This is a genomic window from Rhizobium sp. BK060 (assembly GCF_014193145.1).
Lineage (GTDB): Bacteria > Pseudomonadota > Alphaproteobacteria > Rhizobiales > Rhizobiaceae > Rhizobium.
On record NZ_JACHYW010000013.1, the window covers coordinates 106,444 to 126,710 of the forward strand.

Here is a 20,267-nt window from a genome sequence, read left to right on the forward strand (position 1 = left end):
CAAGTTAGAAAAAACGAAAAGGTCGAAACACATGAGACGGGTAGTTGTCACGGGTCTGGGCGTTGTTTCCTCGATCGGCAATGATGCTGCCGAGGTCACTGCCTCGCTGCGCGATGCCAAGTCCGGCATTTCCTTCTCCAACGATTTTGCTGAACACGGCTTCAAATGCCAGGTATGGGGTCGCCCGACGCTGGATCCGACCGATCTGGTCGATCGCCGCGCCATGCGATTCCTGTCGCAGGGCGGCGCCTGGAACCATGTCGCCATGAAGCAGGCGATCGCGGATTCCGGTCTGGAAGAAGGCGATATCAGCAACAACGAACGCACTGGCATCATCATGGGCTCCGGCGGCCCGTCGACGCGCACGCTGATCGAAGCGGCCGACATCACCATCAAAAACAACAGCCCGAAGCGCATCGGTCCGTTTGCCGTGCCGAAGGCGATGTCCTCGACGGCATCGGCGACGCTTGCCACCTGGTTCAAGATCCATGGCGTCAACTACTCGATCTCGTCGGCCTGCTCGACCTCGGCGCACTGCATCGGCAACGCCGCGGAAATGATCCAGTGGGGCAAGCAGGACGTCATGTTCGCTGGCGGCCACGAAGACCTCGACTGGACGATGTCGAATCTCTTCGACGCCATGGGCGCCATGTCTTCCAAGTACAACGACACGCCTGATACGGCTTCGCGCGCCTATGATGTGAGCCGCGACGGCTTTGTCATTGCCGGCGGCGCGGGCGTCCTCGTCCTGGAAGAGCTAGAGCGTGCCAAGGCGCGTGGGGCGAAGATCTACGCCGAAATCGTCGGCTACGGCGCGACCTCCGACGGCTACGATATGGTCGCTCCGTCGGGTGAAGGCGCGATCCGCTGCATGCGCCAGGCGCTCGCGACCGTTAAGGGCGATGTCGACTATATCAATACGCACGGCACCTCGACCCCTGTTGGTGACAGCAAGGAGATCGGCGCGATCCGCGAAGTCTTCGGCGACAAGATTCCTCACATCCAGTCGACCAAGTCGCTGACGGGCCACTCGCTGGGCGCAGCGGGCGTGCAGGAATCGATCTACTCCTTGCTGATGATGCAGGCCGGCTTTATCGGCGAAAGCGCGCATATCACCGAGCTCGACCCGGAATTCGACGGCGTTCCGATTGTTCGCAAGCGCATCGACGATGCCAAGATCGACATCGCCCTTTCCAACTCTTTCGGCTTTGGCGGCACTAACGCCACGCTCGTCTTCCAGCGCTACAACGGATAATAGTATGACGGGAATTATGCAGGGTAAGCGCGGCCTCATCATGGGCGTCGCGAACAACCATTCCATCGCGTGGGGAATTTCGAAGGCTCTGGCAGCGCAGGGCGCCGAACTCGCCTTCACCTATCAAGGTGACGCTCTCGGCAAGCGGGTCAAGCCGCTGGCCGCTGAAGTCGGATCCGAATTCGTTCTGCCTTGCGACGTCGAGGACATCGCCTCTGTCGATGCCACCGTCGATGCTATCAAGGAGCGCTGGGGCAGCCTCGATTTCATCGTTCATGCCATCGGTTTCTCCGACAAAAACGAGTTGAAGGGACTTTACGCGGACACGACACGCAACAACTTCAGCCGCACGATGGTGATATCCTGTTTCTCCTTCACGGAAATCGCCAAGCGCTGCGCACCGCTGATGAATGAGGGCGGTTCTATGTTGACGCTGACCTACAACGGCTCGACGCGCGTCATCCCGAACTACAATGTCATGGGCGTTGCGAAGGCCGCTCTCGAGGCGTCGGTACGCTATCTGGCTGCGGACTACGGCCCGAGCGGCATCCGTGTCAACGCGATCTCCGCCGGCCCGATCCGGACGCTTGCCGGCGCCGGCATTTCCGATGCACGCGCGATCCTTTCGTGGAACCAGCGCAACTCGCCGCTGCGCAAGACGGTGACGATTGATCAGGTCGGCAATTCCGCCCTCTACCTGCTGTCAGACCTTTCCGCTGGTGTGACCGGCGAAATCCATTTCGTCGACGCCGGGTTCAACATCACCTCGATGCCGACGCTCGACGCGCTGCGCAGGGCAGACGTGGAATAAAGACGGAAAGCCGGGCTTGAGGACGAGCCCGGCTTTCCTTCAAAACCCATCCTCTAGGGATGCGTGACCTGCCGCAAGATAGCCGCAGAATCCCTGGCGCCCCAGCGGGTCGTAGTCTTTCCGTTTTCGACGACGAACCATTCCATCGCAGCGACCTCGTAGCTTTTGCCGGTCGGGTCATGACCAACGAGACCACGAAAGAAGCCGGAATAGCGCCCGCTTTAAGCGGACCACGACATTCCTTCCCTCGGCGGCGATATCGAGGATCTCGAGATCTGTATTCATACCCTCATGGAGCTCACGCCAGATGGGTTCGACGTCATCCAGGCCCCCATATCCCAAGACACCGTAAACCCGCGCATCGGCGGCAAACAGCTCTCGCCGTGCCGCCATGTCGAAGCGATTGAATGCCTCAACATACGCCCTCACGAGCGTCTTGTTGGCTTCCGTCTCCATGCCTCTTGCCCGTTGTCTCTCCATCTGCAGCAAGTCTGGCAGATCTCCCAAGGCTGCCTATGCGGACAGCTTACTTCTTCGCCCAAAGTACCTTGAAGCGGGCATTGCGGCACGTCTCGCCGCTTTCCTTAAAGTTCGCAGCCAGCACGGGCTCATAGGGCAAGCCACGATTGGCAACCAGCAGCAGGCGGCCGCCGCCGCGCAGTGCAGACGCAGCCGTCTTTATCATCGCCTGACCGAGCGACGGCTCCGCCGCATGGCCCTCATGGAAGGGCGGGTTCATGATGATGAGGTCGTACTTGTCCTTGACCAGTTCGCCCGCCAGATCAAGCCAGAAGAAGCGTGCAGGCACCTCGGGGCAGTTCTCCGCCAGATTTGCCTTGGCGGCCTCCAGAGCGGCGTGATTGGCTTCGTAGAGGTCGAGACGGCTGACACCGGGCGAGCGCTGCGCCAGTTCGACCGAGAGATAACCCCAACCGGCGCCGAAATCGGCGACATCGCCGGTGAAATCAGAAGGCAGGCGCGAGGCGAGCAGCTCGGATCCGTCATCGATGCGGTCGTGCGAGAACATGCCCGCCGCGGCCACGAAGCGACCGTCGACACGAACCGGCGGTTTGGCAAACTTGCCGACGATCTCACTGATATCGGCCGGCCGCGCGAACCACAGTGCGACGCCGTGATACTTCGGCATATGCTCGATCTCGAGGCCGAGGCTTTCCATCCGCTTGCGCAGCGACTGGATGCCATCCTCCTTGCCGCCGGCAATCACGATGAGGCCGTCGACCTTAACACGCTGAAGGGCAGCCGCGATATTCGCCTCGTTCTCGCCCTTATGCTTGTTGCACAGCACCAGAACGGCGTCGTAGCCCTCGCCTTCGATCTCAGGTGCGGTTTCGATGCGCTGGGCGAGCAACTGCCGGTAAAGTGGCCGGAGGCCCTGTACCGCGCTCAGCGAGGCGGCAAAGGCTTCCGGCAGCGCGAAGCCCGCCTCGGCACCGAGGAAAAGCACGTGCTCGCCCTCGCCAGGCGCCTCGACGGTACCGCTTACAAAGGGGTGGAACAGTGTCTTCAGCGTCTCGCTGCTCATGGATCTATCTCGTCCTCGAATACAAAAAGGGCGCGGAAATTACCCCGCGCCCATGACGTCTTGGGAAGGCGCAGCTTACTCGGCTGCAGCTTCTTCCTTCTTCTTGTCGGCAGGGATTTCCTGGCCGGTCGCCTGATCGACAATCTTCATCGACAGGCGGACCTTGCCCCGTTCGTCGAAGCCGAGAAGCTTGACCCAGACCTTCTGACCTTCCTTGACGACGTCCTGCGTCTTGGCAACACGCTCGGAAGCAAGCTGCGAGATGTGGACGAGGCCGTCGCGGGCGCCGAAGAAGTTGACGAACGCGCCGAAGTCGGCGGTCTTGACGACCGTGCCTTCGTAGATCTGGCCGACTTCCGGTTCTGCAACGATCGAGTGGATCCACTTGCGGGCCGCTTCGATTTCCTTGCCGGAAGAAGAGGCGATCTTGACCGTGCCGTCGTCTTCGATGTTGATCTTTGCGCCCGTCTTTTCAACGATTTCGCGGATGACCTTGCCGCCGGAGCCGATGACTTCGCGGATCTTGTCGACCGGGATGTTCATGACTTCGATGCGCGGAGCGAATTCGCCGAGCTGGCCGCGGCTCTCGGTGATGGCCTTTGCCATTTCGCCGAGGATGTGGGCGCGACCGCCCTGAGCTTGGCCGAGAGCGACCTTCATGATCTCTTCGGTGATGCCGGCGATCTTGATGTCCATCTGCAGCGAAGTGATGCCGTCGGCCGTACCAGCGACCTTGAAGTCCATGTCGCCGAGGTGGTCTTCGTCACCGAGGATGTCGGAGAGGACCGCAAAGCGGTCGCCTTCGAGGATCAGGCCCATGGCAATACCGGCAACCGGCTTAGCGAGCGGAACGCCGGCGTCCATCAGAGCAAGCGAGGTGCCGCAGACGGTTGCCATCGAGGACGAGCCGTTCGACTCGGTGATCTCGGAAACGACACGCAGCGTGTAGGGGAATTGCTCAGCAGTCGGCAGCATCGGACGGATAGCGCGCCATGCGAGCTTGCCGTGGCCGATTTCGCGGCGGCCCGGGGAGCCCATGCGGCCGGTTTCGCCAACCGAGTAGGGAGGGAAGTTGTAATGGAGCAGGAAGCGCTCCTTGTACATGCCCGTGAGCGAGTCGACATACTGCTCGTCTTCGCCGGTGCCAAGCGTCGCAACGACGATCGCCTGTGTTTCACCGCGCGTGAAGAGCGCCGAGCCGTGGGTGCGCGGCAGGAGGCCGACTTCGGAGACGATCGGGCGAACGGTTTCGAGATCGCGACCGTCGATGCGGCTCTTGGTGTCGAGGATGTTCCAACGAACGATCTTTGCCTGCAGGTGCTTGAAGATCGCGCCGACTTCTTCGGCCGTGTACTTGGCTTCGCCTTCTTCCGGCAGGAAGTGCGCCTTGACCTTCGCCTTGACCGCGTCGACGGCAGCGTAGCGCTCAGCCTTCTGCGTGTTCTTGTAGGCGATGCGAAGCTCGGCTTCGAAATGCTTCAGCATTTCGCCTTCGAGTTCGGAATAGTCTTCCGGCTGGAAGTCGCGCGGCTCCTTGGCGGCCACTTCGGCGAGCTTGATGATCGCGTCGAGAACCGGCTGGAAGCCGCGGTGGCCGAACATGACGGCGCCGAGCATGACTTCTTCGTTGAGTTCCTTGGCTTCGGATTCAACCATCAGAACAGCATCGTGCGTGCCAGCAACGACGAGGTCGAGGATCGACTCGTCCATCTCGTCGAGATGCGGGTTGAGGACGTATTCACCGTTGATGTAGCCGACGCGAGCGCCGCCGACCGGGCCCATGAAGGGGACTCCGGAGAGGGTCAAAGCTGCCGAGGCAGCAACCATCGACAGGATGTCCGGGTTGTTTTCCAGGTCATGCTGGATGACGGTGACGACGACCTGCGTGTCGTTCTTGTAGCCTTCCGGGAAGAGCGGGCGGATCGGGCGGTCGATGAGGCGGGAAACGAGGGTTTCGTTTTCGCTCGGACGGCCTTCGCGCTTGAAATAGCCGCCGGGGATCTTGCCGGCTGCGTAGGTCTTTTCCTGGTAGTTGACGGTCAGCGGGAAGAAGTCCTGGCCCGGCTTCGGCGCCTTGGCGGAGACAACGGTGGCGAGAACCACGGTTTCGCCGTAGGTCGCGAGAACGGCGCCATCAGCCTGGCGGGCGATCTTGCCGGTTTCGAGCTTCAGCGGGCGGCCTGCCCACTCGATTTCCACACTATGAGTATCGAACATATGTCTTGTCCTTCAATGCAGGAACATGCACGTCGCCTTCCAAGGCACGGCGCACGGTCAACTGCAATCGGTGTGACGCATCATGGGCAAGACAACGGGAGGCTTTGCATCATCGATCTCCGAAGAGACCGGGCCAAAGCTTGTGAAGCTCTGGCCAAAAGCATCCGGCAATCCTGCCCCATGACAGGTCAACGGTTGGTTTGGCAGAACCGGCCCATCCGGGTCTGCCGGGCAGTCCGCCACGCGTGGCGGGATGGGGAAGTCTCCCCGAAAAAATCCGGCGGGCGTCCGAAAGAGGAGCGCCCGCCGGGAAGCCTTAGCGGCGGATACCCAGGCTGCCGATCAGCTTGGTATAGCGGCCTTCGTCCTTCTTCTTGAGATAGTCAAGAAGCGAGCGGCGGCTCGAAACCATCGTCAGCAGGCCACGGCGGGAATGGTTATCCTTCTTGTGACCCTTGAAGTGTTCCGTGAGGTTGTTGATACGCTCGGTCAGGATGGCAACCTGAACTTCCGGAGAACCGGTGTCGCCTTCGAACGTTGCGTATTCCTTGATGAGAGCCGTCTTGCGCTCAGCAGTAATCGACATCGGATGTTCCTTTCTATGAGAGGAGATTAGGTCGCCAAAAGCCGGGATGTCGTCCAGCTTCGGCCGCGAATGCATCCGGGCAGAGCCCGATTGCTGGCGCTGCGTATAAACCAAATGCGCTGCAATGGAAAGAGGCATGCCGCAGATGGCCGATTCGTCACCGGCCGGCCATCGCCTCGCGTATCATTGCGTTGTACCCCTCGGGATCCTGCAGCATGGCGAAGTGGCTCGCGTCTTTGAGGATGACCAGATTCGACCCTGGAATCTGTTTGGCCATCATCTCGGTGTGGTCAAGCTTGACAGCCTCGTCATGATCCCCAATCGCCAGAGTGACGGGTACTTTGATCTTGCCGAGGTCATCGGCAGTCCACGACGGCTGGCTCGCCCACATCGCCGAGATCTGGGTGACGAAAGCATCGTAATCGTTCGGCGTCGGCGAGAGCTTCTTGTAAGCCTCGCCGGCCGTATTGATGTAGTCGCTGAAGGTCTTATTGGTCATAACGTCGGGCTTCACGCCATCGGTCGTCACGTTCGCAGCCTGCGCAATCACGCGCGTCAACTTCTCCGGATTCTTCATCGCCATATCGATGCCGATGATGCCGCCATCCGACCATCCGACCAGTGTCACCTTGTCGAGCTTCAGGTATTCGAGCAAAGCGACATAATCTGAGGTCATCAGATCATAGTCGAACGGCTGCCCGTTGCGCGTCGAACGACCGTGTCCGCGACTGTCGGCCACGATCACGCGATGATCCTTCGCAAACTCAGCCACCTGATAGCCCCAGACATCGGCGCTACCGAGCCCGCCGTGAATGAACAGGATCGGATCACCCTCGCCGTATTCGGCATAATACATCTTGATGTCGTTGACGGGGGCCATGCCACTAGTCTTTGCAGTGGGCATTGCCGGAAAGGCTGGCAACGTCGCCCAGCGCTCCACAGCGTAAGCGTTGGCGGCCATCAAAACCGCTGCGAAGAACATCAGGATGCCGGCTGCAAGTCTGCGCATGACTGTCTCCAATGAAAGAACACAAGGGGCAAGGCGCCTCGAACTGGCGGCTTTTCCTTGGGTTCGGTTGGTTTTTGACCGGCGTTCTCGCCGATTGGTCGGCCTGCAGCGGGCCGAAACCGGAGGTTTATCAAACCTCAGCCGAAGACGCGCTTCGGACGGAACTCGCCCTGGCCGATCTCGCCGATCGCGATCAGCTTGCCACGGGACGTGGCGTAGGCTTCGCTTTCGGCAACCGGCGCGTCGCGACCACGCACGAGGATCGGATTACCCATCTTCAACCGATGCGCTTGGTCGTCATTGACAACGAGATGCGGCAGCGAGGAAAGCGCTTCGCTGGTATCGATCAGCAGAGCATCCAGGGCAGCAAGCCGCTCATCCGTGTCTTCGATCGCCTCAAGCGCGACGAGATCGGCGAGCGGTACCATGGTCTCTTCGGCAAAGGGCGCAACGAAGCTGCGGCGCAGACCTGATATATGACCATAACAGCCGAGTTCACGACCAAAATCGCGCGCCAGCGCGCGTACATAGGTACCCTTGCCGCATTCGACTTCGAAATGCGCGGTATTGGCATCCTGGCAGGACAACAGCGTCAGACGGAAAACCTCGACCTCGCGCGAGGGGATCTCCACGGCTTCACCATCGCGCGCCAGATCGTAGGCACGCTCGCCGGCAATCTTGATGGCAGAAAACTGCGGCGGAACCTGGCTGATGACGCCGGTATACTTGGGCAGGAGGTCGCGGATCTGCTGTTCGCTCGGGCGCTTGTCGGAACTCTCCGTCACATCGCCCTCGAGATCGTCGGTTGCGCGCTCCTCGCCCCAGGTCACGGTGAACTCATAGATCTTGCGACCGTCCATCACGTAGGGAACAGTCTTCGTCGCATCGCCAAGGGCGATCGGCAGCATGCCCGAGGCCAGCGGATCGAGCGTACCGGCGTGACCGCACTTCTGCGCCTTGAACAGCCACTTGATCTTGGAAACGGCTTCAGTTGAGCCGAAATCGACCGGCTTATCAAGGATCAGCCAACCCGAGACCGGGCGGCCTTTCGGTTTACGTGGTTTGGACATCAGTCTCTTCTACTATTCGTCTTCAGTATCGTGATCGAGGTCGCGGCTCACCTCTGGCGAGCGCAACAACTCGTCGATCTTCTTGTAATTGTCGAAGCTCGTATCGTCACGGAAGCGAACTTCCGGCATGTATTTCATCTGCCGCAGCTGCGGGCCGAGCCGGCCGCGGATGAACTTCGCATTGCGGTTCAGCGCGCCAATTACCGCATCATGATCCGTCACGCCGAGCGGCGTCACATAGGCCGTCGCGATCTTCAGGTCGGGCGACATGCGGACTTCCGAGATTGAAATGACGGTCTTCTCGATCACGTCATCGCGCACTTCGCCGCGCTGCAGAACCTGCGTGATAGCGGCGCGAACCTGCTCGCCGACGCGCAGCATGCGCTGCGAAGGTGCGGAGGTTGTTGGTCTTGTTGCCATTTTTCTTTGCCTCAAAAGGTTCGGGCGCCGGCCTCACATGATCCGGCGCCCGTCCAAATTTCCGATATCACACGATCAGAGCGTACGAGTGATGTGCTCGACGCGGAAGCACTCGATCGTGTCACCGGCGCGGATGTCTTCGTAGTTCTCGAAAGCCATACCGCATTCCTGGCCGGAATGCACTTCCGAGACTTCGTCCTTGAAGCGCTTGAGCGTCTTGAGCTTGCCTTCGTGGATGACGACGTTGTCGCGGATGAGGCGGACGCCGACGCCACGCTCGACCTTGCCTTCGGTAACGCGGCAACCCGCGACCTTGCCGACCTTCGTGATGTTGAACACCTCGAGGATCTCGGCATTGCCGAGGAAGGTTTCGCGGCGCTCCGGCGAAAGCAGACCCGACATCGCCGCCTTCACGTCATCAACGAGGTCGTAGATGATGTTGTAGTAGCGGATTTCGATGCCCTGGCGCTCTGCCAGCGTGCGAGCCTGCACGTTTGCGCGGACGTTGAAGCCGATGATCGCGGCGCCTGATGCCTCGGCAAGCGAAATATCCGATTCCGTGACCCCGCCGACGGCGGAGTGAACGATGCGGGCGCGAACTTCGTCCGTGCCCAGCTTTTCGAGAGCACCGGCGATCGCCTCGATCGAACCCTGCACGTCGCCCTTGATGACCAGCGGGAACTCCTTGACGCCGGCGGACTGCAGCTGCGTCATCATCTGTTCCAGCGAGCCACGCTGGCCCGAATGGCGGGCCGCGGCCTTGTCGCGGGCGAGACGTTGGCGGTATTCCGAGATCTCGCGGGCGCGGCCTTCGTTTTCGACGACGGCGAACTTGTCACCGGCCTGCGGCGTACCGGAAAGGCCGAGCACCTCGACCGGCATGGCCGGCGGGGCTTCCTTGACGTGTTCGCCCTTGTCGGTGACGAGCGCGCGAACACGGCCCCAGACATCGCCAGCGACGATGATCTGGCCGGGCCTCAACGTACCGTTCTGGACAAGAACCGTGGCGACCGAACCGCGGCCGCGGTCGAGCTGGGCTTCGATGACCGTACCTTCCGCCGTGCGGTTCGGATTGGCCTTGAGATCGAGGATTTCGGACTGCAGCAGGATGGCTTCCAGCAGCTTGTCGAGGTTCAAGCCCGTCTTGGCCGAAACTTCGACATCGAGAACTTCACCGCCCATCGATTCCACGAAGACTTCGTGCTGTAGGAGCTGCGTACGCACCTTCTGCGGATCGGCGCTCGGCTTGTCGACCTTGTTGATCGCCACGATGATCGGAACACCGGCCGCCTTGGCGTGGTTGATCGATTCAATCGTCTGCGGCATGACACTGTCGTCAGCTGCAACGACCAGGATCGCAATGTCGGTCGCCTGCGCACCGCGGGCACGCATTGCCGTGAAGGCGGCGTGGCCGGGGGTGTCGATGAAGGTAATCTTCTGACCGTTCTGTTCGACCTGATAGGCGCCGATATGCTGCGTGATACCACCGGCTTCGCCGGCAACCACGTTGGCATGACGGATAGCGTCGAGCAGCGAGGTCTTGCCGTGGTCGACGTGGCCCATGATGGTGACGACCGGCGGACGCGAAACGCGATCGCCTTCCTGGTCGGCAACATTGAAGATGCCGAGTTCGACGTCGGATTCGGAGACGCGCTTGACGGTGTGGCCGAATTCGCCGGCAATGAGTTCAGCAAGGTCGGCGTCGATGACGTCGCCCGGCTTCATCATCTGGCCTTCCTTCATCAGGTACTTGATGACGTCGACGGCACGTTCGGACATGCGCTGCGACAGTTCCTGAATGGTGATGGTCTCCGGCAGGATGACTTCGCGAACAACCTTTTCGCGGGTTTCCTGCATCTGGCTGCGGCGGAATTTTTCCTGGCGGCGGCGCATGGCCGAGAGCGAACGGCCGCGTGCGCTGCCGTCATCGTCAACACCCGCGGTGCTGATCGTCAGCTTGCCGCGACGACGCTCCTCGTCGGTCTTCGGACGGGTCGTTACGGGCTTGGCCGGTTCGGGACGAACGACGCGGCCACGAGCCGGTGCACCACGTGGTGCACCGCGGTCATCATCTTCGCTTTCGCGACGACCACGAGCGGCGGCCGGTGCAGGGGCGCCGGCCGGAGAAGGCCTTGCCGGAGCCGCGGCTGGCGCAGCATCAGGCCGGCGCGCGACCGGGACCGATGGCTGAACGCGCGGCGTTTCCGTACGTGCTTCGACCGCAGCCGCAGCCGGAGCAGGAGCAGGAGCAGGAGCAATAGCCGCTTCGGCAGCGCGCAGAGCCTCTTCGGCAGCGCGGCGCTTGGCCTCTTCCGCTTCCGCGGCCTGGCGTGCAGCATCTTCGGCGGCGCGACGTTTTTCTTCCTCGGCGCGGCGGACCGCATCCTCGGCATCGCGAACCTGCGCCATGGCAAGTGCGCGACGGCGTGCATCCATTTCTTCCGGCGAAAGATGATTCAATACCACCGGACGCGGACGATCCTGCTGGCGCGGCGGCTGCGAAGACGGCGGCTGCGGACGTGACTGCTGGCCACCCGGCGGATGAATACGCGGCTGCGGCGCCTGCGGTGCGCGCGGCTGGTGCGTGCTCGGAGCAGCTTCGGTGCGAGCCGGGGCGGAGCCTACGGGCGTGATCGGGCGTTCGTCTTCCGGACGCATCGGACGCCGCTTGCGGGTCTCGACAACGACCGCCTTGGTGCGACCGCGGCCCATGTCCTGGCGCACGGTGCCCTGGCTCATTCCCGACGGCTTCAGGGTCAGAGTTTTCTTGCCCGGTCCGTTCAGTGTCTTGTCGTCATTGCTATCGGTCATTCGTTCCCGTTCCTTCGGACAGGGAGCGATGACGTCATCAGACCCTGTCGTTCAAATACTGTCGATCAATGATGTAGCAGCCGGCCGATGCCGGTGACCGTATCATTGTTTTTGCCGGCCAGCGCCGCCCGGTGCCCGGGACTGACCGCCACTACGGTACTGTTCGAGCATCTTTGCGCGCTTCACTACACCCTCACCCGCCTGCCCTGCAAGCACTGCAGCATGGATAAAAGTGTTCTGGCCCATCACCCCTTCCATTTCGTCCTCCGAGAAGAGACGGAAGGAAGGTATTTCTTCCTCGGTTTCCATTCCGAGATGCCAAGCCTTGCGAGCCTGGTCTATTTTTCTCACGCCATCCTCGGCGGCATTCGTTGCGTGGAACACGGCGATCGCGGCTCCACTCCTGACTGCGGCATCCACTTTCGCGGAGCCTGTGACGAACTGGCCCGCCTTGCGAGCCATGTTCATCATCTGCATCAATTGCTGCCCGAGCAGCGTCTCGACGGTTTCGCCGAGATCGGCTGCCGCCTTCACATCCGCCTTTAAAGCGCGGGCGAAGAGCTTCTTCGCCACCGCCTTGTCGACCAGCGAACGGTCGACTTTGACCCAACAGCCGCGTCCCGGAAGCTGGCGCTTCAGGTCGGCGACGACAGTCCCATCGGGAGCTGCGACGAAGCGGATCAGCTCATCCGGCGATCCGCTTTCGCGCGTCACGATGCACATGCGACCATTCACGTCATATCCTGCAAGATCGTCGTCCTCAGGAGAAACGGTCGGCTCACGCGCGGACATTATACTTCCTGCTCGGCCTCGGGAGCTTCTTCAGCTTCCGCGTCCTTGGCGAGGTCTTCTTCGGTGATCCAGCCTGCCGCAAGGCGAGCCTGAACGACCATCTGTTCGGCCTCGACGCGCGAAACATCGAATTTGGAGAACAGGCCTTCGAACTTCTTGGTCTCACCGTTTTTGCGTTCGCTCCAGCCGACGAGATCATCAGCGGCGCAGCCGGCAAAGTCCTCGATCGTCTTGATGCCGTCTTCGCCCAGCGCGACCATCATCTGGGCGGTCATGCCGTCGATCTGGCGCAGCTCGTCGGAAACGCCGAGCGCCTTGCGCTTTTCGTCCATTTCGGCTTCCAGGCGCTCAAGGTATTCGCGGGCGCGCGTCTGGATTTCCTGTGCCGTGTCTTCGTCGAAACCGTCGATCGAAGCAATTTCGTCAAGGTCGACGTAGGCAAGCTCTTCGACGGCCGCAAAGCCTTCCGACGCCAGAACCTGGCCGACCATTTCGTCAACGTCGAGCGAATCCATGAACAGGTTGGTGCGCTCGTTGAATTCCTTCTGACGGCGCTCGGACTCTTCGGCTTCCGTCATGATGTCGATGTCCCAGCCGGTCAACTGCGAGGCCAGGCGAACGTTCTGGCCGCGGCGGCCGATGGCCAGCGACAGCTGTTCGTCCGGAACCACGACTTCGATGCGCTCTGCATCTTCGTCGAGAACGACCTTGGCGACTTCGGCCGGCTGCAGGGCATTGACGACGAAGGTTGCCGGATCCTGCGACCACGGAATAATGTCGATCTTTTCGCCCTGAAGCTCGCCAACGACGGCCTGAACGCGCGAGCCGCGCATACCGACGCAGGCGCCAACCGGATCGATCGACGAGTCGTTGGAGATCACAGCGATCTTGGCGCGCGAACCCGGATCGCGGGCGACTGATTTCACCTGGATGATGCCATCGTAGATTTCCGGCACTTCCATGGTGAAGAGCTTGACCATGAACTGCGGATGCGTGCGCGACAGGAAGATCTGCGGGCCGCGCTGCTCTCTGCGAACATCATATACGTACGCACGGACGCGATCGCCATAGCGGACGTTTTCGCGCGGGATCATTTCGTCGCGGCGGATGATGCCTTCGCCACGGCCGAGGTCGACAATGACGTTGCCGTACTCGACGCGCTTGACCGTGCCGTTGACGATCTCGCCGACGCGATCCTTGAATTCGTCGAACTGGCGATCACGCTCGGCTTCGCGAACCTTCTGGACGATCACCTGCTTGGCGGACTGGGCAGCGATCCGGCCGAAATCCATCGGCGGCAGCGGATCGGCAATGAAATCGCCAAGGGCAGCATCCGGGTTGCGGTCGCGGGCCAGCTCGAGCGGGATCTGGGTCGAATAGTCCTCGGCCTTGTCGACAACTTCCAGCAGACGCTGAAGGCGGATTTCACCGGTCTTCGGGTTGATGTCGGCGCGGATGTTGGACTCGGTGCCATAGCGGGAGCGCGCTGCCTTCTGGATCGCGTCTGCCATTGCGGCAAGCACGATCTCGCGGTCGATGACCTTTTCGCGCGCCACTGCATCTGCGATCTGCAGGAGTTCGAGCCGGTTCGCACTGACTGCCATTGTCTTTTCTCTCCGTCTAGGCGTCCCGGGTTCCCGTCCCTGGAGCCACAAGTTGATCGGTTTATTCTTCGTCTTCCGCTTCGTTCTGGTTCGCGGCCTCTGCCTTCGCCAGCTTGTCGGCGCGCAGTGAATCACGGATCAGATCGTCGGTCAGAATGAGCTTCGCATCGCTGAGCGCGGTGAAGGGGATAACAACCTTCTGCTCTTCGCCATAGGCAACCTGGTCACGCTCGAGCGTGAAACTATCCGCATCGCTCTCCACGATCTTGCCGCGGAAGCGCTTGCGGTTGGCGATCATGATCGACGTTTCGCACTTCAAAAGGTGTCCCTGCCAGCGGGTGAAATCCGATTTCCGCACCAGCGGACGATCGATACCCGGCGAAGACACCTCGAGATGATACTCCCGATCGATCGGATCTTCCACATCCAGCACCGGAGAAATGGCCATCGAGACCGCCTCGCAGTCCTCCACAGTCATCGTTCCGTCGTTGCGCTCGGCCATGATCTGTAGCGTGGCGCCGTTCTGGTTGAGCATCCGCACGCGGGTCAGGCGAAACCCGATATCCACCAATACGGGCTCTATAATGTCGGCAAGACGCTGGTCGAGACCGGTCTCGGTGATCAACCGCGGCTCAAATTCATTGTCTGCTTTCGTCGGATCCGACAAGCGATGCGCTCCTCGCAATTTCATGCATTGTGGATGATCGCAGTAATAAAAAAGAGCGGGTCCTTGCGGCCCACTCTTCATCAAAACGATCAAGATTTGAGAGCCATATAGGCCGATTTTTCTAGAATTGCAAGCTCCGTCGCCAACCTTCCGGATGCGCCCCGGCGCTAGCCAGAGGCATCTTTCGCCATATATTGGCTTTGAGGGACCGGCATCGGGAGGGATCGTGCCTTACACTTCGTCAACACTGGCGCCGTTGCGGCACGAAACCTACCGGACGATCTGGTTTGCAAGCCTTGCCTCGAATTTCGGGGGATTGATACAGGCGGTCGGCGCCGCCTGGATGATGACGACCATCACGGCATCCGAGAATATGGTCGCGCTGGTTCAGACGTCGACAGCGCTGCCGATCATGCTCTTCTCTCTCGTGTCGGGTGCCCTTGCCGACAGCTTCGACCGGCGCCGCGTCATGCTGACGGCGCAATACTTCATGCTCGCGGTTTCTGCGCTACTCACCGTCTTAGCCTATCTCGGCTGGCTTTCGCCGTGGCTGCTCCTTTTCTTCACGTTTCTGATCGGATGCGGTACGGCGCTGAACAATCCGTCGTGGCAAGCGTCCGTCGGCGACATGGTGCCGCGCGCCGACCTGCCGGGCGCAGTCACGTTGAACAGCGTCGGCTTCAACATCACTCGCAGCGTCGGCCCCGCGATCGGCGGCGTCATCGTCGCCGCAGCCGGCGCGGCAGCGGCTTTTGCCGTCAACACCCTGAGCTACTTCGCGCTGATTTACGCGCTGATGGGCTGGAAGCCGAGCCTGCCGGCCTCCACCCTCCCGAGGGAGACGCTGGGCAGCGCGGTGTTTGCGGGCCTTCGCTATGTGGCGATGTCACCCAACCTGCAAAAGGTGCTCCTGCGTGGCCTGATCTTCGGGATCAGCGCCAGCTCGATTCTCGCCCTGCTGCCGATCGTGGCGATCAACCTCGTTGTCGGCGGGCCGCTGACCTACGGTCTCATGCTCGGCTCTTTCGGCATCGGCGCAATCGGCGGCGCGATGCTGAATGATCGGCTGCGCGAACGCTTTTCGAGCGAGACGATCGTGCGGATTTCCTTCGCAGGCTTTGCGCTGAGCGCCGCGATCGCCGCCTTCAGTGCGATTGCCGTCCTGACCTGTGCCGGACTGATGATATCGGGCGCGTGCTGGGTATTGGCGCTGTCGCTGTTCAATACGATTGTGCAGCTGTCGACGCCGCGCTGGGTCGTCGGTCGCGCCTTGTCGCTTTATCAGACGGTGACCTTTGGCGGCATTGCCGGCGGCAGCTGGCTCTGGGGCGTGGCCGCCGACCGCTATGGTGTCTCCGACGCCTTGCTGGCCTCCGCCGTTGTCATGCTCTTCGGCATCGTAGTCGGGCTGCGCTTTGCCATGCCGGCCTTCGCCTCGCTCAATCTCGATCCGCTGAACCGCTTCACGGAGCCGGCGCTCGGCCTTGATATTACGCCGCGCAGCGGCCCGATCGTCGTCCAGATCGATTATGAAATCGCGGATGCGGATGTTCGCGAATTTCTGGCGCTAATGGGCGAGCGGCGGCGCATACGCATTCGCGATGGCGCCCGCAACTGGGCGCTGATGCGCGATCTCGAAAAGCCGGGCCGATGGACGGAGACCTATCACACGCCGACCTGGGTCGAATACATCAGGCACAATCAGCGCCGCACGCAGGCTGATGCGGAAAACATCGAAGGGCTGCGGGCGCTCCACCGCGGCGAGCAACTGCCGCAGGTGCACCGGCTGATCGAGCGCCAAGCCATTCCACCCAATGATGACGTCTTCTACAAGGCGCCGATCGATCTGCACCATTGAGGCAAGACATGTATTCCTTCCGCCCTGCCCGTCATTCCGATCTGACTGATATCATCGGCCTGCTTTCAGATGACGATCTCGGAGCCACGCGCGAAATTGTCTCGGATCCACCAGATGCCAGGTATGCTGCCGCACTCAAGGCAATCGAATCCGATGCCAACCAACTGCTCGCCGTCGCGGCGGATCAGCATGATCGCGTGATCGGCTGCTTGCAGTTGACGTTCATTCCCGGCCTGTCGCGGACAGGTATGTGGCGCGGGCAGATCGAAAGCGTGCGCATTGCCAGAGATGCACGCGGCTTAGGCCTCGGCTCCGATTTCATCGAATGGGCTATGGCGCGCTGCGCCGAGCGCGGCTGCGGTCTAGTACAATTGACCTCCGACAAATCACGGACGGATTCGATCCGGTTCTATGAGAAGCTGGGGTTTGTCGCGAGCCACGAAGGCCTGAAGCGCAACCTATAGACTTACTTCAACTTGCCGATCATCGACGCCTCCGGATAGCAGGTCGGCTTCATGCCGTTCTTTTCCTGCCACTGGCCGATGGACCGACGCGTCTTGTAGCCGGGCAGCCCGTCAGAGCCGCCGACATCGTACCCCTTTTTCTCCAACGCCTTCTGCATGGCTGCGACGTCGGAGCGCAGCATCCTGCCGACATCACCCCACGGCCCCTGAAAGGCGCCGGAACCGTACGCAATCCGATCCGCGAGGTTGCCTATATAGAGCGCGTAGAGGTCGGAGTTGTTGTATTCCTTGATCACGTAGAAGTTCGGCGTAACGACGAATTCCGGCCCGTCGCGGCCGGCCGGAACGAGCATCATGCCGGACGCCTTGCCTTCGTCGGAAGGGAAGGCATTGCCTGATATGCGCTCGATACCGAGCAAGGCCCAGTGCGAGACGGGCTTGGCGAGATCCGGCCCCTCCTGCGCGCAGGAAACCTGAGCGGGAATCGTTACTTCATAGCCCCAGCCACGGCCGCGATGCCACCCCTTCTGGACGAGGAAATTGGCGATCGAGGCAAGCGTGTCGGGCACCGAGGTCCAGATATTGGGATGGCCGTCGCCGTCGAAATCGACGGCATACTTCAGATAGCTGGTCGGCATGAACTGCGGTTGGCCGAGCGCGCCGGCCGATGATCCTTTGAATTCAGCTGGCGTCGCATCACCGCGATCGATGATGTGCAGGGCGGCGAGCAGTTCGGTGCGGAACATTTCCTTGCGCGTCGACATGAAGGCCTTCGTCGCCAGCACCTCAATCGCAGAGTTCGGGATCTTGGCGGCCCCGAAGCCTGTTTCACGCCCCCAGACGGCCAACACGATCGAACCGGGAACTCCGTAGGTTCTTTCGATCTTCTTCAGCGTCGAGGCATATTGCGAAGCAAAACTACGACCGGTAGCGGCCAGCCGCTTCAGCCGATCCTCGTTGAAATACGGTGCCGGGGAAGAAAATTCGGCCTGCGTCTGCTTCTGCTGCTTCGGCGGCGGGAAGCCAGGAGGAGCGAGATCGGTGAGGCCCCAATTCAGTTCGACGCCCGCAAAGGCTGCGCGAAACGCCTTCTCGGAAATTCCATTCTTCTGCGCCTCCGGCCAAAGATCGGTCTGCACCCATCTTTCAAACTGCGCCTCGACATCGGCTTTGGATGCAGAGAGCGCCGGCGAGCACAGCAGCGGCAGCAGCGCCGCCGTTGCGATCAAAAGGCGCCCGAAAATGCGCTTGTTCATGCTTCCCCCTAGATTGCCGTGCGTGCCCTGAGCGCCGCCTGGAGCGTCCCTTCATCGAGATAGTCGAGTTCGCCGCCGACCGGGACGCCGTGGGCGAGGCGCGTGATCTTCACGTCCAGGCCGCTCACCTGGTCGGTTATATAGTGTGCTGTTGTCTGTCCCTCGACGGTCGCATTGACGGCAATGATCAGCTCTCGGATGCCGCCGGCGCTGACGCGCTCGATCAGGCCGCGGATGTTGAGGTCGTCGGGCCCAACGCCATCCAATGGCGACAGGGTGCCGCCGAGGACATGATAGGCCGCGTTCAAGGCGCCCGCGCGCTCCAGCGCCCAGAGATCGGAGACATCTTCAACGACGATGATGACGGACTGGTCGCGCCGGTCGTCCGTGCAGACCGTGCAGGGATCAACCGTATCTACATTGCCACAATGGGAGCAGATCTTGACCTTGTCATAGGCCTCACCCATCGCATTCGACAAAGGGCCGAGGAGTTGGTCCTTCTTCTTGATGAGGTGAAGCGCAGCCCTGCGCGCGGAGCGCGGCCCGAGGCCGGGCACCTTTGCCAGAAGCTGGATCAGTTTTTCGATTTCGGGGCCGGTGACTCGCTTTGCCATGAGCGGTTATTAGCCCATATGCTACAAAAACGGAAACATGTTGGGAGCGCCGCTCGATGAAAATCCTCGCCGTCTGCATCGGCAATGCCGAGCGGCTGCCCGGCAAGAGCTACAAGACGGGCATCTGCAAGCATCGGGTCGGCGGCAGAGTGCTTGTCGACGCCGAGGGGCTTGTGGGCGACGCCATCTGTAATCGGAAGCACCATGGCGGTGTCGACCAGGCCGTCTATCTCGAGGGATCGCTGACCCTTGACTGGTGGACGAAGGAGCTTGGGCGACCGATCGAGCCGGGCACTTTCGGCGAGAACATGGTGATCGACGGTCTCGATAACCGCATCGTGTCTGTCGGCGATCGATTCATAGCCGGCGATCTTGTTCTGGAGGTCACCAGCGCGCGCATTCCTTGCTCTACATTTGCCGCTCGCATGGGCGACCCCCGGTTCATCAAGCGCTATACGCAGGCAGCGCGGCCAGGCGTCTATTGCCGCGTTCTTCACGGTGGCCCGGTCGCGGCCGGAATGACGGTCGATTATCTGCCCTATAACGGCGAGAAGGTCACGATGCCGGAGATGATCGCCACCTTTGGTAGGATGCTCACAGCGCAAGATCGCAGCCGCTATCTTTCGGCTCCGATTCACTACAAGCTGCGCAATATTCTGGAGGCACAGTCTGGCGCCTAGCGCAAGTGTGTCTCAAACTCCGCCAAAGCTGCCCTCCCCTCGGGCCAATCGCCCAGCCCACTCGCCCCGTTGATGTGACCGCGGGCGCCGATATCGACGAATTGGCTGCCCCAATCATCAGCCTTTGCTCGCGCGTAGTCGATCGAGCCGAAAGGATCGTTGCTGCTGGCGATGACAAGCGACGGGAATGGAAGGGCCGCGACAGGTGGATCGGCAAAGCCGGCAGCCTCCGGGGGGAAAGCCGCCGAGCGCGGGTCCGGCGGCGCAACCAGGAAGGCACCGCCGGCGCCATGCGTGGTACGCTGTGCCCAGTGCGCAACCAGCAGGCAGGAAAGACTATGGGCGACGAGAAGCGGTTCGGCCTTCGATCGGCCGACAGCCCGGTCCAGCGCAGCAATCCAATCGTCAAGATCCGGCAGATCCCAACTCGAGGGCGAAAAACGACGCATGCGCGGGTCGGTCGCCTCCCATCGCGACTGCCAATGTGTTTCGCCAGATCCGCCAATGCCAGGCACCATGATGATATCTTTCATCGCTTCCTTCCTGTTGCTCCGCGCATAAGCTGCGTGAGATAGTCGGCAAACGACATAGGAAATCATCGGAGAAACCA

The 20,267-nt window shown here is 61.2% G+C and carries 20 protein-coding genes; 5 read left to right on the top strand and 15 right to left on the bottom strand.

Going from position 1 to position 20,267, the window contains the following annotated elements; all coding sequences use genetic code 11:
- Positions 1-31 precede the first annotated feature (31 nt).
- Positions 32-1,255 carry a beta-ketoacyl-ACP synthase I gene (gene fabB, locus FHT71_RS16045; protein ID WP_007798970.1) on the top strand — a complete coding sequence of 408 codons (1,224 nt, stop codon included), beginning with the start codon at positions 32-34 and terminating at the stop codon, positions 1,253-1,255.
- Positions 1,256-1,259: 4 nt separating this feature from the next.
- Positions 1,260-2,066: an enoyl-ACP reductase FabI gene (fabI, locus tag FHT71_RS16050; protein ID WP_132589288.1), complete on the top strand. Its 807-nt coding sequence runs from the start codon at positions 1,260-1,262 to the stop codon at positions 2,064-2,066.
- Between the two features lie 53 nt (positions 2,067-2,119).
- Here fabI and FHT71_RS32355 read toward each other — a convergent pair whose 3' ends face one another.
- The 12 genes from FHT71_RS32355 to rimP form a co-directional block, all read right to left on the bottom strand.
- Positions 2,120-2,212, bottom strand: a complete 93-nt coding sequence (locus tag FHT71_RS32355) for a hypothetical protein (RefSeq protein WP_348649307.1) — start codon at positions 2,210-2,212, stop codon at positions 2,120-2,122.
- Between the two features lie 31 nt (positions 2,213-2,243).
- Positions 2,244-2,522, bottom strand: coding sequence for a nuclear transport factor 2 family protein (locus tag FHT71_RS16055; RefSeq protein ID WP_245505430.1), 279 nt, complete (start codon positions 2,520-2,522; stop codon positions 2,244-2,246).
- A gap of 70 nt (positions 2,523-2,592) precedes the next feature.
- Positions 2,593-3,609: a class I SAM-dependent methyltransferase gene (locus FHT71_RS16060; RefSeq protein WP_132589286.1), complete on the bottom strand. Its 1,017-nt coding sequence runs from the start codon at positions 3,607-3,609 to the stop codon at positions 2,593-2,595.
- Between the two features lie 75 nt (positions 3,610-3,684).
- Positions 3,685-5,826 (bottom strand): polyribonucleotide nucleotidyltransferase, encoded by a 2,142-nt coding sequence (pnp, locus tag FHT71_RS16065; protein ID WP_132589284.1) that lies wholly within the window; start codon positions 5,824-5,826, stop codon positions 3,685-3,687.
- A gap of 316 nt (positions 5,827-6,142) precedes the next feature.
- Positions 6,143-6,412, bottom strand: a complete 270-nt coding sequence (gene rpsO, locus FHT71_RS16070; RefSeq protein ID WP_007528962.1) for a 30S ribosomal protein S15 — start codon at positions 6,410-6,412, stop codon at positions 6,143-6,145.
- A 157-nt stretch (positions 6,413-6,569) separates the two neighbouring features.
- Positions 6,570-7,421 carry an alpha/beta hydrolase gene (locus tag FHT71_RS16075; protein WP_183720886.1) on the bottom strand — a complete coding sequence of 284 codons (852 nt, stop codon included), beginning with the start codon at positions 7,419-7,421 and terminating at the stop codon, positions 6,570-6,572.
- A 137-nt stretch (positions 7,422-7,558) separates the two neighbouring features.
- On the bottom strand, positions 7,559-8,491 hold the full coding sequence (gene truB / locus FHT71_RS16080) for a tRNA pseudouridine(55) synthase TruB (RefSeq protein WP_007798982.1): 933 nt from the start codon (positions 8,489-8,491) through the stop codon (positions 7,559-7,561).
- 12 nt (positions 8,492-8,503) lie between these two features.
- The gene (gene rbfA / locus FHT71_RS16085; protein ID WP_007798984.1) at positions 8,504-8,911 is read right to left on the bottom strand and encodes a 30S ribosome-binding factor RbfA; all 408 of its coding nucleotides are present in this window, start codon (positions 8,909-8,911) and stop codon (positions 8,504-8,506) included.
- Positions 8,912-8,986: 75 nt separating this feature from the next.
- Positions 8,987-11,722 carry a translation initiation factor IF-2 gene (infB, locus tag FHT71_RS16090; protein WP_183720889.1) on the bottom strand — a complete coding sequence of 912 codons (2,736 nt, stop codon included), beginning with the start codon at positions 11,720-11,722 and terminating at the stop codon, positions 8,987-8,989.
- Positions 11,723-11,824: 102 nt separating this feature from the next.
- Positions 11,825-12,514, bottom strand: coding sequence for an RNA-binding protein (locus FHT71_RS16095; protein WP_007798986.1), 690 nt, complete (start codon positions 12,512-12,514; stop codon positions 11,825-11,827).
- The gene (nusA, locus tag FHT71_RS16100; RefSeq protein WP_007798988.1) at positions 12,514-14,118 is read right to left on the bottom strand and encodes a transcription termination factor NusA; all 1,605 of its coding nucleotides are present in this window, start codon (positions 14,116-14,118) and stop codon (positions 12,514-12,516) included. The genes FHT71_RS16095 and nusA overlap by 1 nt, the downstream gene beginning before the upstream one ends.
- Positions 14,119-14,179: 61 nt before the next feature.
- Positions 14,180-14,785 carry a ribosome maturation factor RimP gene (rimP, locus tag FHT71_RS16105; RefSeq protein ID WP_132589278.1) on the bottom strand — a complete coding sequence of 202 codons (606 nt, stop codon included), beginning with the start codon at positions 14,783-14,785 and terminating at the stop codon, positions 14,180-14,182.
- Positions 14,786-15,011: 226 nt separating this feature from the next.
- Here rimP and FHT71_RS16110 point away from each other — a divergent pair, with 226 nt between their 5' ends.
- A complete protein-coding gene (locus FHT71_RS16110; protein WP_132589276.1) occupies positions 15,012-16,643 on the top strand; it encodes an MFS transporter in 1,632 nt (543 codons plus the stop codon).
- 8 nt (positions 16,644-16,651) lie between these two features.
- The gene (locus FHT71_RS16115; protein WP_132589274.1) at positions 16,652-17,107 is read left to right on the top strand and encodes a GNAT family N-acetyltransferase; all 456 of its coding nucleotides are present in this window, start codon (positions 16,652-16,654) and stop codon (positions 17,105-17,107) included.
- 2 nt (positions 17,108-17,109) lie between these two features.
- Here the strand turns inward: FHT71_RS16115 and FHT71_RS16120 are convergent, their stop codons facing one another.
- Entirely contained in the window at positions 17,110-18,363 is a 1,254-nt protein-coding gene (locus tag FHT71_RS16120; protein ID WP_132589272.1) for a lytic murein transglycosylase, read from the bottom strand.
- Positions 18,364-18,371: 8 nt separating this feature from the next.
- Positions 18,372-18,977, bottom strand: coding sequence for a recombination mediator RecR (gene recR / locus FHT71_RS16125; protein WP_132589270.1), 606 nt, complete (start codon positions 18,975-18,977; stop codon positions 18,372-18,374).
- A 56-nt stretch (positions 18,978-19,033) separates the two neighbouring features.
- Between recR and FHT71_RS16130 the strand changes: the two genes are divergently transcribed.
- Positions 19,034-19,657, top strand: coding sequence for an MOSC domain-containing protein (locus tag FHT71_RS16130; protein WP_132589269.1), 624 nt, complete (start codon positions 19,034-19,036; stop codon positions 19,655-19,657).
- On the opposite strand, the gene FHT71_RS16135 is transcribed toward FHT71_RS16130, so the two are convergent.
- On the bottom strand, positions 19,654-20,190 hold the full coding sequence (locus FHT71_RS16135; RefSeq protein ID WP_132589268.1) for an alpha/beta hydrolase: 537 nt from the start codon (positions 20,188-20,190) through the stop codon (positions 19,654-19,656). The two genes, FHT71_RS16130 and FHT71_RS16135, sit on opposite strands and share 4 nt — an antisense overlap.
- Between the last annotated feature and the right edge of the window lie 77 nt (positions 20,191-20,267).

Coding starts and splice junctions, on each gene's coding strand:
- fabB (WP_007798970.1), top strand. CDS start 32: ATGAGACGGGTAGTTGTCACGGGTCTGGGCGTTGTTTCCTCGATCGGC.
- fabI (WP_132589288.1), top strand. CDS start 1,260: ATGACGGGAATTATGCAGGGTAAGCGCGGCCTCATCATGGGCGTCGCG.
- FHT71_RS32355 (WP_348649307.1), bottom strand. CDS start 2,212: ATGGAATGGTTCGTCGTCGAAAACGGAAAGACTACGACCCGCTGGGGC.
- FHT71_RS16055 (WP_245505430.1), bottom strand. CDS start 2,522: ATGGAGACGGAAGCCAACAAGACGCTCGTGAGGGCGTATGTTGAGGCA.
- FHT71_RS16060 (WP_132589286.1), bottom strand. CDS start 3,609: ATGAGCAGCGAGACGCTGAAGACACTGTTCCACCCCTTTGTAAGCGGT.
- pnp (WP_132589284.1), bottom strand. CDS start 5,826: ATGTTCGATACTCATAGTGTGGAAATCGAGTGGGCAGGCCGCCCGCTG.
- rpsO (WP_007528962.1), bottom strand. CDS start 6,412: ATGTCGATTACTGCTGAGCGCAAGACGGCTCTCATCAAGGAATACGCA.
- FHT71_RS16075 (WP_183720886.1), bottom strand. CDS start 7,421: ATGCGCAGACTTGCAGCCGGCATCCTGATGTTCTTCGCAGCGGTTTTG.
- truB (WP_007798982.1), bottom strand. CDS start 8,491: ATGTCCAAACCACGTAAACCGAAAGGCCGCCCGGTCTCGGGTTGGCTG.
- rbfA (WP_007798984.1), bottom strand. CDS start 8,911: ATGGCAACAAGACCAACAACCTCCGCACCTTCGCAGCGCATGCTGCGC.
- infB (WP_183720889.1), bottom strand. CDS start 11,722: ATGACCGATAGCAATGACGACAAGACACTGAACGGACCGGGCAAGAAA.
- FHT71_RS16095 (WP_007798986.1), bottom strand. CDS start 12,514: ATGTCCGCGCGTGAGCCGACCGTTTCTCCTGAGGACGACGATCTTGCA.
- nusA (WP_007798988.1), bottom strand. CDS start 14,118: ATGGCAGTCAGTGCGAACCGGCTCGAACTCCTGCAGATCGCAGATGCA.
- FHT71_RS16115 (WP_132589274.1), top strand. CDS start 16,652: ATGTATTCCTTCCGCCCTGCCCGTCATTCCGATCTGACTGATATCATC.
- FHT71_RS16120 (WP_132589272.1), bottom strand. CDS start 18,363: ATGAACAAGCGCATTTTCGGGCGCCTTTTGATCGCAACGGCGGCGCTG.
- recR (WP_132589270.1), bottom strand. CDS start 18,977: ATGGCAAAGCGAGTCACCGGCCCCGAAATCGAAAAACTGATCCAGCTT.
- FHT71_RS16130 (WP_132589269.1), top strand. CDS start 19,034: ATGAAAATCCTCGCCGTCTGCATCGGCAATGCCGAGCGGCTGCCCGGC.
- FHT71_RS16135 (WP_132589268.1), bottom strand. CDS start 20,190: ATGAAAGATATCATCATGGTGCCTGGCATTGGCGGATCTGGCGAAACA.